At 61.2% G+C, this 16795-nt stretch carries 10 protein-coding genes and 2 pseudogenes; 7 read left to right on the forward strand and 5 right to left on the reverse strand.

From position 1 onward, the window contains the following. Both ACTHLF_RS21340 and ACTHLF_RS21345 read right to left on the reverse strand, forming a co-directional pair. Positions 1-710, reverse strand: a pseudogene (locus ACTHLF_RS21340) (hypothetical protein); the annotation flags it as partial. Between the two features lie 1063 nt (positions 711-1773). Beyond that, entirely contained in the window at positions 1774-2808 is a 1035-nt protein-coding gene (locus ACTHLF_RS21345) for a Rieske 2Fe-2S domain-containing protein (RefSeq protein WP_440330264.1), read from the reverse strand. Positions 2809-3083: 275 nt separating this feature from the next. Here ACTHLF_RS21345 and ACTHLF_RS21350 point away from each other — a divergent pair, with 275 nt between their 5' ends. Beyond that, positions 3084-3407 (forward strand): hypothetical protein, encoded by a 324-nt coding sequence (locus tag ACTHLF_RS21350; RefSeq protein ID WP_440330266.1) that lies wholly within the window; start codon positions 3084-3086, stop codon positions 3405-3407. Positions 3408-3432: 25 nt separating this feature from the next. On the opposite strand, the gene ACTHLF_RS21355 is transcribed toward ACTHLF_RS21350, so the two are convergent. After that, a complete protein-coding gene (locus ACTHLF_RS21355) occupies positions 3433-4260 on the reverse strand; it encodes a helix-turn-helix domain-containing protein (RefSeq protein ID WP_440330268.1) in 828 nt (275 codons plus the stop codon). A gap of 355 nt (positions 4261-4615) precedes the next feature. Here ACTHLF_RS21355 and ACTHLF_RS21360 point away from each other — a divergent pair, with 355 nt between their 5' ends. The 3 genes from ACTHLF_RS21360 (at position 4616) to ACTHLF_RS21370 (ending at position 8034) form a co-directional block, all read left to right on the forward strand. After that, positions 4616-5317, forward strand: coding sequence for a response regulator transcription factor (locus tag ACTHLF_RS21360; RefSeq protein WP_440330270.1), 702 nt, complete (start codon positions 4616-4618; stop codon positions 5315-5317). 118 nt (positions 5318-5435) lie between these two features. Next, the gene (locus ACTHLF_RS21365) at positions 5436-7238 is read left to right on the forward strand and encodes a hybrid sensor histidine kinase/response regulator (RefSeq protein ID WP_440330271.1); all 1803 of its coding nucleotides are present in this window, start codon (positions 5436-5438) and stop codon (positions 7236-7238) included. A 412-nt stretch (positions 7239-7650) separates the two neighbouring features. After that, entirely contained in the window at positions 7651-8034 is a 384-nt protein-coding gene (locus tag ACTHLF_RS21370; RefSeq protein WP_440330273.1) for a hypothetical protein, read from the forward strand. 31 nt (positions 8035-8065) lie between these two features. On the opposite strand, the pseudogene ACTHLF_RS21375 reads toward ACTHLF_RS21370, so the two are convergent. Continuing rightward, positions 8066-8188, reverse strand: a pseudogene (locus tag ACTHLF_RS21375) (DUF6766 family protein); the annotation flags it as partial. Between the two features lie 202 nt (positions 8189-8390). Between ACTHLF_RS21375 and ACTHLF_RS21380 the strand changes: the two are divergent. Next, the gene (locus tag ACTHLF_RS21380; protein ID WP_440330275.1) at positions 8391-8999 is read left to right on the forward strand and encodes a LacI family DNA-binding transcriptional regulator; all 609 of its coding nucleotides are present in this window, start codon (positions 8391-8393) and stop codon (positions 8997-8999) included. A 214-nt stretch (positions 9000-9213) separates the two neighbouring features. After that, complete coding sequence (locus ACTHLF_RS21385) at positions 9214-11169, forward strand: tetratricopeptide repeat protein (RefSeq protein ID WP_440330277.1); 1956 nt, start codon at positions 9214-9216, stop codon at positions 11167-11169. 105 nt (positions 11170-11274) lie between these two features. Here ACTHLF_RS21385 and ACTHLF_RS21390 read toward each other — a convergent pair whose 3' ends face one another. Continuing rightward, positions 11275-13665 carry a glucose/quinate/shikimate family membrane-bound PQQ-dependent dehydrogenase gene (locus ACTHLF_RS21390; RefSeq protein WP_440330279.1) on the reverse strand — a complete coding sequence of 797 codons (2391 nt, stop codon included), beginning with the start codon at positions 13663-13665 and terminating at the stop codon, positions 11275-11277. Positions 13666-14312: 647 nt separating this feature from the next. On the opposite strand from ACTHLF_RS21390, the gene ACTHLF_RS21395 reads away from it, so the two are divergent. Continuing rightward, positions 14313-16795 (forward strand): YobI family P-loop NTPase (locus ACTHLF_RS21395; RefSeq protein ID WP_440330281.1); only part of this gene is annotated, 2483 nt, incomplete at its 3' end.

Raw genomic sequence — 16795 nt, forward strand, 5'->3', positions numbered from 1 at the left:
GTGTTCCCGTCAGGTCCGGTGACCTTTCCGGACCCGTCGGCGCCGTCGCTCAACAAGGGCTGGCCCGCATCGCCGCCAATCGACTGCAGAAGGACCGCGGTCGTACCGGCCTGGTTTCCGTTCCAACCCGAGGTACTGAAGACGTTCCAGTTTTGCGTGAACGAGACACCCCCTGAATCGCCGCCGGCGCCCGGCATGCCCGGGTAGCCAAAACTGGAGAGCATTTTTCCGGCCGCGCCTCCCGTACCGCCCACGCTCCGCAGCCATACTGCGGCATTGGGATTGTCAGCCGTGGCGACATTAGTGCTGCTAACGTCGGCTTCGGGCATGTTGAGAGAAACCACGCCACTGTTGCCCCCCCGACCGCCTGGTCCGGTTTTGCTATCGGAGTCTTGTCCTGTGCCGCCGCTACCCCCAACGCTGGACAGGTAGATGCTCGGATAAATGAGCGTGTCGGTGTCGACATCGATGCCAGACGTCGAACCACCTTGGGCTCCGCTCTGGTCCGCTCCCGGGGAGCCTGCTTGATTGACGATCCAAGGTGAAGTGTTCGGTTGGGGCACCGATTGCGCCGACGCCGCGGGCGTCACAAGGCACCCGGCGATGCCAACGGCGATAAGGCACGCGCCGACGGCGCGGGACACCGGCCGGCGTGTCATCTGGTCGAGCAAAGCTCGGCCAGACAGGTTGCGGGAATCGTGCGTAGTCATCAGCGATAACTCCAGGGGAAGAAAGCGAGGGAGCCATCGTCGCGAAATCCAGTACGACACCTTTTCTTTATCGAACGCAGGTTCGTCCGAAGTTACGGATTCGCACGTTCTCGCATTGAATCTCTTCGTGTCCATAGCGGCTCAGCTCTTTGCGAGCGTGCAGTCGTCTGCTTGCCGCAGACTGCGAAGCAGGTTCACACCGGCTCGGGCGATACACTCCCCAGCTCATCTGCATGCAGCGTGGTAGGACACCATTTAACTTCCGTTCACGGCTCCGCAGCGTTCTTCAGATTAGCAATCACCAACACCTTGGACTTGGATCACCGCTCACGCCGGAGCGTCAGCTCCAAACCCCTCGATGGGTATCGAACCGGTGTCCCTGATGCAGGCTGGATGATCTAATTACGTATTCGCGATGCGACGAAGACTTCGTACACCGGCGTCAAGCCGCCAGTCGAATAGCGCCGATAGGACATGAATCACCACGCGGGAAAGCGGCCTTGGCCTCTAGAAAGTCATCTCGGCAGGCTGCAGAGATGGCGGCATCAGCGGCGACATAGGATTGTGCGCGCCGCGTCGCTCGTCAAATTATCCCCAGCACATCGAACCGCTTGCTTCGATGGCGGCGCCTTCCCTCATGCTCTCGCATCTATTATTAGCGATAGGCGCTTGCGCGTGGTGCGCGCTACCCGCGCGCCGTGAGAGCGCGAAAGCATTGGCTAATCATATCGTCGTAACATAATTCTCGGATGCAACGGTTCCAACGGTGGCTCCTGAATGAGCACGCGAGAAACGGTCGGATCGACCAACGCGAGGCGAAGCCGAGCGTGACGCCGTGGTCAGATTCATGCTTCACGCAGTCATGAACGATCCGGCGGCGCCGGTCGATTACGGCGTGCCGTACTACTTAATGCCAGCCGCAGCCTGGTCAAGCCCGAGAACTGGCGCTGCACCGACGGCATCATTCTGCGGTCGATGCATCGCTCGGATTCAATCGAAGAAATCATTACGCAGTGTACGCAAAGTGGATGCGAGGCTTCCGCAAGCGGCATTCGAAGGGCCCTCACCTCGCGTATCTGAAGCTTAGCCCCATTTTCGCAAGCGAGCGGCGATACGCTGCGGATGATCGATCCGCTGGGAAGGGTGCTTCTTCGCTTGGGTCCAGAGGAAGGTCCTCGGGCATCTGCGCCTCGATGATGGCTCGGTCCTCCGCAAAAATCCTGGCATTAAAAGCGTGAATCTGTTCGTCGGAAACGTCAAAGTCGAAGTTCTGGGCGATCGGCACGAACAAGCGCGTACGGCGCGCCGACAGTGGGCACGCGGCGTTCAAGATGTGCAGTTGGCCGCCATTTGGGAAATGCACGATGAGTCGCGCGGTGAAGGGCGGATAGATATCGAACTGCCGAAGCCATAGGTAACCTTCCGGCGCAGACCGGCCGGAACCATGGGGGTAGTTCGCCACGGGGCTCAGGTACTCGGCGTGGACGCAGCCCTTTTCGTCGGTAGTCGCCGAGTACTCCTGAACGACTGGCTGGTCACGGCGCGCGAAGGTGTCGTGGTGGACCCACGCGAAATGCGCGACGTCGACGAAACCTTCAACTTGTCGGCCGCTCGATCCCGCGATGTCAACCGGTGGCGGAAGAACCTGGCGGAAACCGTCCGTACCCCACATGTCGAACGGAGGGATCTCGTTAGCCGTGTCGGGCGTGAGCGTGGTCCATAGAAGGCCATACCGCTCCACCGCGGGATAGATGCTGACTGAGAACCGAGAAGAGGGAATCTGCTCGGGATGCGCCGGGATGCGGGTGCAACGCCCGTCCGTCCCAAAGTGCAGCCCATGGTAGGGACACACAATTTCATCGCCCTCCACCCATCCGTGGGAGAGTGGTGCGCCCCGGTGTGGGCACAGGTCGCGAGCCACGTGCAGCCCTGCGCGGTTGCGGTAGAGCACGAGGGCTACATCCAAGAGGCGCGCGGAAATAGGTTTCTCGCCGATGTCTTGGACACGGGCGATGGGATACCAGTGCGCAGCCAGGATTCGCCAATCGGTCGGATCGAAGGTGCATTCGCGCGGAACAACAGCGGAGCCGTGCGGCATGGATGACACGGGGGGCCTCGCAAGGTGAGTCAGCAATGCGGCTATTGTCGCGGCGGCGATTTCCCCGGATTTACCTGATCGCAAGGCTACTTCCGGATTCGCACGTTCATCATGCGGGCGTGTGATCTGACAAGAATGTAGATCGCCCCGTGTGAATAATGAGCGCCGGACCTTTAACGCGACGATCGACGATGTACTTAAATGCAAGATCTATCCACGACGCCGCTGTCTCGATTCTGGATGACGAGCTTCCCCACCTATCGGAAATATTTCTGATGGCGGTGACCACGCAGGAAGGGAAAGTGGTCGCGCATCGCGCGATGCGGCCCGTCGATCCCGACGCCGTCGCTATCGCCGCGTTCGCGGTGCTATCAGTCTGCGATGCGCTGGCGACGGAGGGTGACATGGGGTTGGTCGCTAGCGCGTCCTTCGAGGCAAGCCACGGCACCGTCGTGGCCATTAGAGTGGGCGGCGAGAATGCGTATACCCTCATCGCAGGTTCCATCCTCAGGGCCGACGCATCCTCCGTGCTTTACGCGGTCCGCGCTTGCGCCCAAAAGCTGAAGGCGCTCCCCCGCTTTGAGCATCGGCCGCACTGACGCGGAAGGGTCGGCGATCGGCCGATTAGCCGGCCAGTTGTAGATCAATGGCGTTCCGTGGACGGGCGGACGCCCCTGTCCGGTGCAAAATACGCCGTGCCGCGTGCGCGCGCGGCGCATGAAACTCGCGCCACTGCCGGGGGGTCGTTTTCTCGTGCTGCTTGAACACGGTGGAAAAATGCGCCTGCGTCTGGAAGCCCACGGCGATGGCAACATCCATGATCGTAACGTTTGTCTCCGCCAAGAGGCTCTTGGCGCACTCGATCCTCTTGGCGAGAAGATATTGATGAGGGCGCATGCCTGTCGCTAACTTGAACCGGGCTGCGAAATGCATGGGGGAAAGGCCGGCCGCGTTCGCCATATCAGCCAGTGAGATTCCAGTATCCAAACGGTCGTTCACTAGGTCAGTGACGCGGCGCAGACGCCACGCCGGCAGGGGGGACTGCCGGGTTTCCCGCTGCGGTTCCTGATTGCGCGAAATCACCGAAAGCCGCTGAGTTATTGCTTCCACTATGGGTGCCCTTACACACGGCGCCGACACCTCCCCGGCAACCGTGAGCACGTTGACGAGCCGTTCGATGACCGCGTCCGCTTCGAATTGAAGCACTGGCATCGCTTCCACGCGCTCGAGGAGGACTTCGAACAACTCCTGGGCGCGCGACTCGGTAATGATCAACGCCGCCCCTTCCCCAAGACGTGTCCCGCGAACTCGGAAGGGCCCAGTGAGGCTGGTAACCACCATTCCGCCACGGTACATCGTACGTACGTCGATCCACTGACCAGCGACTTCGCGTTGCAGGGCGCACGCGCCGGGCACGATGAATATGTACAAGTCGGCTTCGTCGGCCTTCATCGTGCTGACGCTTTCCAGGGACACGCACTTTAAGTTGGTTTTGGGTGGCGAGAGTTGAGCAGCGATCGATGATGAAGGGGACATTTCGTCTTTCCTAGATACCTGCAAGCGCGGGCGCGCCCCTGTGCGCGCTGTTGAGCCGCGGATCGTAAGCAGAGGGTGTCTAGGAGGCACGCTCAGGAAGTCGCCAAGTCTCCCCAAATTCTCTCATTTCGACATGCGGCCGAGTACGATCACGCGCGCGAACTGAGACTTTTCAAGGGTTCGCGCCTATATTAGGCTCCACGGCGGGGCGGTCACGTCGCGGGTAGACCGCTACGATCCGTTAATGGACTAGTCAGTTTATGGGGTCGTCGTGACTGGGAACCGAAGTCTTGCGATCGCGCTCCTCGGGGACGACCTCATCCTCCGTGACCGCATCCTTAGGCCGCAGCTTGCCGACTACGGCATGGCGGTTGAACCGTTCACGACTGCGGCTGAGCTGTACCACCGGCTGGAAGAGCGCGACTTCGACATCGTTGTGTTAGACGTCGGCCTGCCTGATGAGGACGGCTTCGCGGTCACGCAGCGGCTCCGAATCCTGCGGCCGGCGCTGGGCGTGGTGATGCTCACCGGGCGGAGTGACACGACCAATCGCGTGCGCGGCCTAAATGAGGGCGCGGACGCGTACCTAACGAAGCCCGTAGAGATAGAAGTGCTCGTGGCCACCGTGCAAAGCGTGGCACGGCGCGCGCCCTCCGCAATGATCTTCACGAATGTGAAGAGTGCAGGCTGGTCGTTGGACTCCAAGGGCTGGCGGCTCATCGATCCAGGTGGCACCGCGATCCTCCTGACGAAGTCCGAGCGGAAGTTTGTCGCCTGCCTGCTTGACCGACCGCACGAGGTCGTCGCACGTGAAATTTTGGTGCAGGCGCTCACCGATGATGCATCTAGCTTCGATCTGCACCGCCTGGACAACCTTCTTCACCGCCTCCGGCGCAAGGTGAAGTCGGTAACTGGGCATCCATTACCCATCAAACCTGTGCATGGCGAAGGATACGTCTGGATCTGTAACTAGATCCAGCTTTCGCGGAATCGCATGGAATCAGCGATGGACAACGACAGCCTATTGCGTCTGTCCGGAGAGGGATACGTTACACGCTCCCGACCCATGCATCCAACCAGGGGACTAGCGCATGCAAGCCATTAGGCAAACCTACCACAGGGCTCTTACATGGCTTGAACATACGCCGAACGTTGATCGCATCGACCAGCGCAACGGAGTCTTCTTCCAGTTGTTCCTGATCTACTTTTTCGTATCGATCTTCGGCCATGATCCGACTCGATACGTTCAAGCCGACGTCCAGCGCGTCTATATGGCGAAGGCATGGGGCGCCGTTCTGCCTTGGCCGCGCGTCGGCATGTATATCGACTTTGCGACTGACGCCTTGATGGGTCTAGCGTGCATGGCGTGCTTCGTGATGATCAGGCGCCGCCCGTTTCGTCAATCGGTGCAGTTCTTCCTGGCATCCCTTCTCGGCCTGATGACCATAAACTACATGGCGTTCGGCAGCATGATGGGCGTTAACTATGCGCACCTGTCTCTGATTGTCGCAGCATTGATGCTCGGACGGCGCGCCTTATGGATCGTATATGTGGTGCTCGTCGCTAATTACACGATTGGTCAACTGGCGGACAGCATCGCGCGGTTCCACCGCGTAGGGGAGTCCGGGTTCGATGAATATATGATTGCCAGCGTGGCGTTGAACCTCTTTGTCATTGCGGCACTCCTCGACCAAACGGTGAAGGCAATACGCGATAGTTTGGCCAAAGCGGAGGAACGCGGCGACAGGTTAGCTCTTGAAATCATCGAACGCGAGAAATCGCAGCAGCAAATCATTCATCTCGAGAAAATGCGGGCCATCGGCCAACTTGCGGGCGGCACAGCCCACGACTTTAACAACATCCTCGGTATCATACTTGGATTCGCCCGGGAGCGGCGGCGCCCAGGCACGGAGACACCCAAGACGCCGCGTGAAATAGCCCTCTGTGAGGCACTCGAAGGCGTCGAAGTCGCAGCGCGTCGAGGGGCTAGCGTCAGCAGAAAGCTGCTCGATTTCAGCCGGATTGATCCAGCCCCGTCACGCGTCTTCGATGTCTCGGAAGCTCTGAACGAGATAGAGCCCATGTTACGACAGCTGGTTCCAGACAACGTACGGCTCTCGATGAATCTTCCTTCTGTCGCCGAAGGCGTTGTCTTCAATCGCGAGCAGTTCGAGCTAGCTCTACTGAACCTCACGGCAAATTCGCGCGATGCTATGCCGCACGGGGGGACCTGCTCGATTATCGTGACCAGAGAAAACGATGATTGGATATCGGTCGCGATCGAAGACACCGGCGAAGGAATGTCCGAGGAGACGCGACAGCGGGTCTTCGAGCCATTTTTCACAACTAAGCCCGCGGGCATCGGCACGGGCCTGGGCCTGAGCGTAGTACTCGGCCTCGTTGAGCGCAGCGGCGGCAGGATGACCATTGAAAGCGAGCCTGGCAAGGGGACGACGGTGACTATGTCGCTCCGACGCGGGCAAGTCTGCGACCAGCGCGGACCGAAACCAGATGGTGATGACATCCGCGTCCTGCTGATCGACGATGATGAGACACACAGAGATATTCTAGTGGCAGCGCTCGAGGACTATGGGTGCAACGTGATGGCTGCTAAGGATGGGCGCTCTGCGCTGCAGTACGCGCAGAGCGCCGGCGAGGCGCCCCATATCATCGTGTGTGACCACCACATGCCCGACATTGACGGCACTACCGTCATGCGTCATCTGCGCTACAGATTCCCAGAAACTCCGGCCATTCTCATTTCGACTGGCGCGCCTGGCGATCAAGCCCAGAGCGCTCCTGGCGAGAGGAACTACCGCTTACCGAAGCCATTTTCGCCTGACCGACTCGCCGCGAAGATTTTTGAGATCGTGCTTGAAGGGAAGCCGGTGTAGGTGCCGCCCGCCCCCTCACTCACAGATGACTTTCCGCATGTCAGCGCTTTGCTTAATAACGGACGCCCGCAAGTGACTCTTAGTTCTGTCATGAATGAGCTTAGCTCGGTGAGCACCGGCGCGCCCAGGCTCGGATATAGCCCTCGATCGCCTCTCAGAGCATATTGGTAGCGGCGCCACCTCTCCCATCGTCCGACGCTTCGAGCCCCAGCGCTTGAGCCGTCTGGGCGTGGCGGCAACCTGAGCTAGCGGAGGCGGCTCGTCCGGCCTCAAAAAGAGCAGGGGCCTTACTAGGTATAACGAGGCCGCACCGAAACAGGCCATCACGGCAACGGCAAGGCCCCAGTCAATTACGTGTTCCGCCCGAACGCAATGGCGTACAGTAGTAGCCCGTTCTTCCGGGGAGGCTGCCATGGGGGTGTCGAAACTACCGCTTGCGGTCGTGATCGAGCCGAGCGCCTGCCTAGCCGGGACGATCGTTGACGTCCTGAGCTTGCGCGGCTTTCGTTGCCTTTCCGCCACCACGCACATCGGTGCGGCGGCGCGCATACTCGACGAAGCCCGGGTGGATTTCCTGGTTGCCGCCGTGCCTGCGCCGGGTGAGGACCGGTCGGGCGCGTACCTTGCCGACGCGCGCGCGGCCAATCAGGGGATGGCCGTCGTGATCCTGCTCTCCGATCCGGGCGAGCCAGCCGACGAGGCACCTGCTAGCGCAATCCGGCTGTGCAAGCCGTTCGACCGGTCGATGCTCGAGGAAGCGTTGGATCGCGCCGCGGTGTTCGGCGCCCACGGCTGACGCTGCTGCACCTGCTGCCCCTTCCGGCGACTTAGCTGCCGGTTTTGTCGTTTGGCTCATCGTAAGCCTTGGACTGCGGGGAATCCTTCTGGCGCAGGAAGGTCGACGGGACCACCAAAGAAAACAACGCCAGGAACTGGCTTTGCAGGTTCTGGAAAATTCCGGTGCCGCCGCCGTACACCCGGTACGGCTCCGCTTGGCAGCGGACGGCACCGCCGCCGCCCGCGGCGGATACAGCCATTCAGATGTGAGCCCAGCGGAAGGCCCCGCTCGAGGCCGGGTGCAGGATGCCGATACGCATCCTGCACCCTTATGCGTAGTGCACGGTGCCGAATCGAAACGACTGCAGATTGCCGATGGGAGGTACCAGCAACGTGTCGACGTCTCCCAGTAACCCGCGCACACGGCGGCACGCCGCCGTGGTGGCGCGCCCCTCGTCGACGGATGTAGCCAAGTTGGCTGGAGTGTCGCAATCGACCGTGTCGCGGGTTTACGCGTCGGCCAAGGGTGTCTCGGATGCCTCGCGCGAGCGAGTCCGCGCGGCGGCGGAGACGCTGGGCTACGAGCCAACAGCGCTTCCGGGCATCCTGCAATCGGGGGCGTCGGGCTTAATAGCGGTGTTCGTTAGCACCGTGAAAACCCCCGCCGTTGCAGCGCTGATCGACTGCCTGGCTAGAAATTTAATTCGCCGGCAGTCGCTGATGCTCCTGATCCCGCAAGACCCAGAAGGGCGCGATACATCGGCTGGACAGCGCGCCTTGCTCTACCAGCCGGACGGCATGGTCTTCATTGGCTTGCCTCCTTCTCGAACAACCAAGAGCACGGCCGCAAGGTCAGGGCGCCCTGTCGCGATTGTCCCCATCGGTGCCACGAAACGGGTTGATGGGGAGCGGCGGGATGATCTGTGTGTACGGGTTGTCTCACACCTGACTTCGGGGCAGGGCGGAACAAGGACCGTTCGCTAGGGCGACGCGTTGGACAGATCGAACCTCGCGGATTCCTTGGATGCGCTGCTCCCGCAGGCGTCGCCAAGCAGCACCTTGCGCTCAGTGCCGGTGGTCATCCCGAGTAACGCCGTTGGGGCCAGTCGCCGAGCCCGCCAGAGCGAAACCCTCTGGCATGGCTGGTGCGCGCAGCAGGCTGATACGATGCGGCCATCACCGGACCACGGCCCGTGCCATGACCCCACGCGACAGATTGCCCAAGCGTCACCCGAGCCATATTCTCTGCGCAGCGGCCGAACTTGCCTTCGCACAAGCGTTGGAAGGCAGTGACTTTTTTTCGCAAAGTGGTGGCCGGGACGATTATGGTACCGACTACCAGATCGAAGTAGCGCCGGATGGCAATACGACCAACGTTCGGGTCCATGTGCAGCTAAAAGGCACCGACCAGGATGCCAACAAGGATGGCTCGGTCAGCATCGTTGTTGCGCAAGCGAACCTCAACTATTTACTGCATCAACCGTACGCCATCTACGTCTGCTACCACCGCCCCACGAAACGCCTCTTGATGCGCTCTGCCTATAGTGTTGTGCGACAGTACGAGCGAGCAGGGGGCGAGTGGACCGATCAAGAAACCCTCACGGTGAAATTCAAGGACGAGATCACCCCGGAGCGATTGAAAGCCCTGGCGGCACTTTCCCTCGCCGACGGCGTGGCGATGAGGGAATGGCGTTATGGGTACATGTCCTCGGGCCCATCGGCCATGCCAGCGCTGCTCCGCCGTCGTGCCGACATCCACGTCCCGCCGGATCCGGCGGACGCGTCAGAGCTCCTAACCACGATGTTTACGGAGGGAATGGATCAGGCTATCAGCGTCGCCGCGGATCGATTTGAAGCGGTGCTAGGCGCAGATAGTCAGGCAATGATGCACGTGCACCTTGCCGAGATAAACCTCGTGACGACGGGGGGGCGCCCCGACAGGGAAAGGGTGCGTCGTGCGATCGCCTTTCTTAGTCAAGCGCATGAGCGCGCGCACCAAGACCTCGGCAACCTTCGCTACTGCCTTGCTAATGGGCACCTGGCGCTTGGCGAGCATGACATAGCGAAGCACTGGTACCTGTCGGCGCTCGATGTGCTCGATTCGACTGATGATCGCGAGCTCCTGGGTCGCTGCCTAAAAAACCTCGGGACGAGTGAGGGGCACCTTGGTGATGAGGCCGCGGCGGCCTCGCGGTACCGGCAGGCACTCGACGTGTACCCAGGGCTTGCTGAGGCACATTTCGCGCTCGGGCAAATGGAACATCGGCGCGGTCACTTTTCCGAAGCGCTCGAGCATTACGACGACATTGTTTTTGACAAGGGTGATCCCGACCGGTACCTCGCCGTTCCTGGGTGGCGCATCAATGCGCTATTCAATATCGACGACGGCCGGGCGGCCTTTCGCGACATCAATGCACTGATTGGTGATGCCGGACGTGCTGATTGGATTTGGCACGCCTGTGCGCGCCAGGTGGCACGCTTTGGTAGAAAGAACACGGAAAATGCGCGGTTCGCGACTCTTATCTGGCGACGATTCCTTGGCGCCTTCCCCGGCGATTCCGACGGAACCCGAGAGTTGCTTCTGGCCAAGCTGTTTGTTCGTGCGACGAGCGGCGATATCGGCACCGACTACGCAGGTTTCCGCGCGCAGTTCGACCAGGGAATCGCCCTTGTCCATGGCGAAGCAGCCGCGTTATTGTGGGACCGCATGGGTCACTGGGCGCAAGAGAACGAGGACTGGTCGGAGGCCGAACTTTGCTTTCGCCACGCCTATGAGCTGGAGGGAGGCCACTTCGGCTATTGCCTCGGGACGACACTCACATTCCTGGGCCGATTTGAAGAAGCCCTCCCATTACTGCAAGCCCAAGCCGATGGCCTACAGCCCGATGCGACATCCTTCAATCAGCTCGGCCATGTGCTCGAGCGACTGAGTCGCCTCGACGAGGCCGCCGCGGCCTATAGGGAAGCGATTCGGCTGGATGAGGAGTGCGAGCTCGCTTGGTTCAATCTCGGCGGGCTGCTCTGGAACCGCAAGGACTTCAGCGAAGGGCTCGCCATCTGGAGTGAAGCGGTAAGGCGATTCCCCGCGCATCCGCTCACGGCCCGGCTTCACGAAGACTTGCCACAGCTCTTTTCGGGCGAACCGCGGTCCTGACCCAAGACGGCACAGAGCCGAGACCCCAAGTAGGAGAAGCCCCCACGGAGTGGGGTCACCAAGGGGCGGCCCCGCTAAGCGCTGCCGCCCCTGGCTCAAAGGCTATTACTCGGGCAGCCTATAAGCGATCACGTAATCACCCAGTTTGGTGCCGAAACTCCCGTGGCCGCCTGCGGCGGTCACGATGTACTGCCGCCCATTTTCAGAGTATGTCATCGGCGTGGACTGGCCACCCGCAGGCAGACGATCCTGCCATAGTAGCTTGCCGGTGGTGACGTCGAACGCACGGATGTAGTTATCCATCGTCGCGGTAAGGAAGGCCACGCCACCGCCGGTCACCATGGTGCCGCCAAGCATGGGCATGCCCAGTTCGAACGACAGCGGCAACGGCGTGGAGTCGCGCGTGGTACCCACCTTGTGCTTCCACAGGATCTTGTTCGTGCGCAGATCGATGCCTGCGATGTAACCCCACGGCGGTGCCGGGCACGGCAGGCCCATCGGCGAGAGGAACACGTGCAGGTCCACGCCATACGGCGTGCCGTACATCGGCTGCACGCCGACTTCGCTACCCGGCGGATGCTGCGCGTTCGGGGCGGCCGGGTTATCCGGGCCACGCTCCTTCAGCTGCGAAACGAACGGCATGGCCATGGGATTGGCGATGGCGATCTGGCGATCCGGGTCCACCGCGATACCGCCCCACTCGAACATGCCCACGTTACCCGGGTACACCAGCGTGCCCTGCAGATTCGGCGGCGTGAACGGGCCGTCGTAACGCATCTTCTTGAACATGACGCGGCACGCGAGCTGATCGAACATTGTGGCACCCCACATGTCCGCATCGGTCAGTTTCTGCGTCGGCTGGAACGTGAGCTGCGAGTACGGCTGCGTGGCGGAAGTCCAGTCACCCTTGGCAGCACCCTGCGGCACCGGCGTTTCCGGCGCGGGCACGACGAGCTTGCCCGTGCGGCGGTCGAGCACGAAGATATTGCCCGTTTTCGCCGGCGCATAGATCGCGGGAATCACACCCTGCGGCGTCTTCAGATCCACGAGGCTCGGCTGCGACGGTAGGTCCATGTCCCACAGATCGTGGTGCACGGTCTGGTACGACCAGATGCGCTTGCCCGTCGAGATATCGAGTGCCACCAGCGAACTGGTGTAGCGCTCCATCGTCGGCGTGCGATTGCCGCCCCAGATATCCGGCGTGGACATGCCGACCGGCACGTACACCATGCCAAGCTTTTCGTCGGCCGACATCACCGTCCAGGCATTCGGCGAGTTCGGCGTGTAGTGATGCGTCGCCGACGGCAGCGCGTTTTCATCCTTCGCGCCCGAATCCCATGCCCACACCAGTTTCCCGGTGTACACGTCAAAGCCGCGGATGACGCCAGATGGTTCGACCGTGGAGTAGTTGTCGGTAACCGACCCGGCCATGATCACCATCTGCTTTGTCAAGACGGGCGGTGAGGTGCCTTCAAAGAAGCCGTGGGTCTTCACGGTCATGCCGTCGTTGAGATCGATCTCGCCATTCCTGCCAAACGACGCGCAGCGCTCGCCGGTGTCGGCATCGAGCGCGATGAGGCGAGCATCGTTGGTCGGGAGAATCAGGCGCTTGCGGCACTCGGCCGGCGGCTCCGCACCATCGATCGTGCGCGCCATGTCGGGGGTCTCGTGGTATGAGACGCCACGGCAAGTGAGATGCTGCCAGGTCGCGTCATCCCTCACTTTAGGATCGAACTTCCACTTCAACTGACCCGTGGCCGCATCCAGCGCGTACACCCGCTGATGCGCGCTGCAAAGGTATACCGTGTGGCCAACCTTCAATGGCGTCACTTCGAAGGTGGATTCGACCGGATCGTCCTTCCCGGGCATGTCACCGGTACGGAAGGTCCAGGCGACCTTGAGCTTGCCGACATTCTCCTTGTTGATCTGCTTCAGGGGTGACGAATGGTCCCCGTACGACGTGCGGCCGTATGCATACCAGTCGCTATCGGGCACATCCTTCGTGTCCGCTTGGGCGACGCCATCGAAAGGCAGACCTTGAAGGTTTCCCTGGATTTCGTCGTGATGGATGAACATCGAAACAAGCAGAACCAACGCCGACAAGCCTACGACGCCCGCCAGCGGCTTCCACGCGGCATTCCGGCGAATGCTCAGCCGGCGCAACGCGAAAGGCAGCAGCATCCAGATGCCAAGCAGTACCAGCATGTCCAGACGCGGCGCGAGCTTCCAGAAATTGAAGCCGACCTCGCTGATAGCCCACGCCAGCGTGCCCAAGAGGACGAGGGCAAACAGGCTGTAGGCGTGCCGACTACGGCGCCACATCAGGACGCCCGTGGCCAAAAGGAGGGGGCCAACGATGGCGTAGTAAAGCGAACCGCCGAGGCTGACGAGCCACACACCGCCGACGGTGACGGCCAGGCCGAATACCAGCGTGACACCGGCAGTGATGCGAGCCAGCCACGCGCTGTAAGAAGGGTAGGGAGCGGGGTTAGTCACCACAACGGCCCTCCTGTCGCAGGGAAGGGCATGGTAGCAAGGCCATGGGCGGTCGAGAGCAGGCGTCAGGGGCTGCGGTGGGTGTGGTGTGGTTCAAAGCGTCCTCGGTTGGAGCGGTGCGTCGCCATGCCCCCCGCCGGTCATGGGTCACCCCTCACTACCTGAAGCGTGCGCCTCCGGATGCTGCGACGCAACATCGCGCGACAAAGTGACGCGACGCGCCGCACATCCTCGCCAGCCGCCAGGTCCGAACCAAAGACATGCCAACGATGCCCGCAAAGCGAGGTGGGGCGCGGTCGGGCAAGCGCTCGCCGGAGGTCAGCGACACGACGTGCTCGGGCAGGCAGGGGGAGCCCGAAGAGGATTTAGCAACTTAGCGTTAATCGAAATACGCACAAACCCGGTACGGCGAGCGGCAAGTGCCCGCGAGTGGGCCCGACTTGATCAGGGTCCCGAGCTGCCGCCAGCCAACGTTTCCTCAGTCTGACCGGCGATTCTCCTGGCCGCGGACAACGGATAAACTGCTGTAGCGGCCGTCACGTGCCGTGCCAGGGGAATGATATGGATGTGCGACTTTGCCAAGGAGCGGCGCGTGTGCCGCCATGCCCATGCCTGCCAGCTTTCAGCGCCCGTGAGTCGGCGACCTCATGAGTGCGCGACTTTATCCGCTGCGGTATCGGCTGAGAGAGGCACGTCTGCATCCGCTGGCCGCCGTCGCGGCGCTTCGCCGGCGCCTTCCCGCTGGCAAGGGCCTCGACACGCTGACGCCCACCCTTCTTGATGGGAACGAGTCAGAGGGGTACGAGCGTGAACTCGCCCTGGCCATGGCCGATCCGCACGTGCGCAACATCGCGATCACTGGCGGCTATGGTGCCGGCAAGAGCAGTGTGATCCGCACGTTCAAGGAGCACCATCCGGGGTTCAAGTACGCTTCGGTCTCCCTCGCGACCTTTCGCAGTGAGGGCGTCTTCACAAAAACGGCCGAGGACGGCGACGATCGCGCCCCCATTGCCGGGCCACCTGAGAGGCCCAAAAGCGATGAAAAAAAAATCGCGAAGCTGATTGAGCGGATCGAGGAAACGATCGTTCAGCAGTTGCTGTATGCGGTGCCGGCGACAAAGCTCCCCAGAACCCGGCTCAAGCGCATCATGCAACCCGCCCGCAAGCAAGCGGTGTGGGTCACGATGGTCCTGTGTGTGGCGCTCATCGCAGCGGCACGCCTTTATCTCATCGCGGCGTTCCCACCCCGCACCCTAGCGGTCGATTGGCTTACCACTGCGTTGTTGTGGATTCCCGCCTCTTGGGCCTTCGTCGCCGCCTGCGCCGTGGCGGCAGGGCTGATTTATAAAGTGGTCCGCTCCCTGTCGCTGTTAAACATTGATGGTTGGTCGATCAAGGGCGGCACGATCGAGAGCATGCAGCACAGTTCGGTGCTGCATAAGAATGTCGACGAGATCATCTATTGTTTCCAGAACAGTCGCATCGATGTAGTCGTCATCGAGGACCTCGATCGGTTCGGCATCCAGGACGTCTTCGTGCGACTACGCGAGATCAACGCAATCATCAACGAGTCACCACAAATCAAGCGGCGGGTTCGCTTCGTCTACGCGCTCAACGATGAGCTGTTCGCCGGCAATGAGAAAACCAAGTTCTTCGATGTGGTTCTGCCGGTCGTTCCGGTCATCAACAAGGAAAACTCGCACGCCAAGATGATCGAAGGCCTGGCATCTCGCAGCCTCGACGGCGAGACGTTTGCGGAGCGAATCAACGACCAGCTCGTCGAGACGGTTTCGTATCGCGTTGATGACATGCGTCTGGTGAAGAACATCGTCAACGAACTCGACGTCTTCGCCCGTGTCCTGACCAAGGACCTTCCCCTGGACCTGGACAAGCTGTTCGCGATCATCACAATCAAGAACCTGCACTCGGTTCAGTACTGGCAGCTGTCGAAGCGCACCGGCTTCCTATATCAGCTGATCACAGGGTATCCGACGTGGCGCAACGGCCGCGCCGATGGCATTCGCGCCGAGATTGCGGAGCTTGAGCAGCTGGTCGAGCGCAAACGGACCGACGTTGCGCGAACGGTATCCGAATTGCGTGGGATGGTCTGGCTGCAGGCTCAAAGCCATGCCGGGGCGTCGGATGCGACGCAGCTGAATAAGGACGGAGTCTGGTACGGCTTAACTGAATTTCGCGACGATGAGACCTTTTCTGCCTTGGCCGCCGGGAAGTCGACGGTGTATTTTGCCGCGGGCCGCTCAGGCACGGGCGGCACCTTCCGCCTTTCGGATGTGCTCACCGAGATGGATTATGACGCGCGCTTCGCGGCGATCGAGACAGTTGTTCCCGAGGTTGAATCAAGGATCGCTTCAAGGCGCATCGCGCTGCGCGATAACCACAAGCTATCGCTATCGAACGCACTCCAGGACGGGTATCAACACGATTATGCCACTGACCTCGCCGCGCACCCGTTGATTGCGTATTTCCTTGATGCGGGCTATTTGGACGAGGATTATCCCGACTACCTCGGGCATTTCTACGGTCACGCGATCGGTCGTGAAGACATGGAGCTGGTGTTCACCCTACGACGGGGTGCCGAGTGTGATGTCGCCGCTGTGATCAGGGAGCCGGCGAAGTTTCTCAAGAAGCTACGTCCGCGCAATCTCGACCGGGGCAGGGGTCTCATGGCCGAGTTGCTCCTGTATCTGGCCAGTTCATACCGGATAGCGTCCCAGGGCGAAGACGCAGAGGAGCTGGCTCGCATTCTTGACGACGCACCGACGCACCTTGAACGCTTCGTCGATGTACTGGATATCTTGATCGAACGCGAACAGGACGCCGTCTTCCTTCAGGCCGTCTACCATCTCCGATCAGGCCTTATCGAGTCGGTGCTAACGTCGCAAGGGCCGAACCCCAGTCACGTCGTCGCCGTGCTGAACGCACTTGGCCTCGAGGACCTCGAGCGCCTCGGCAACGCGCATCCCTCAATCAAAAAGCGCATTGGTTCCATGACCGATCCATCCACACTCGTGGCGCAGCTTACCCCGTCGGGGGATGGGTGGCGGTGGCTGAAGGCAGCGAGTGTGCGCTTTGATCGTCTGGATGCGACGACGACGACGCCGGAGATCCT

Source organism: Luteibacter sp. (assembly GCF_051958795.1).
In the GTDB taxonomy this organism is placed as follows: Bacteria; Pseudomonadota; Gammaproteobacteria; order Xanthomonadales; family Rhodanobacteraceae; genus Luteibacter.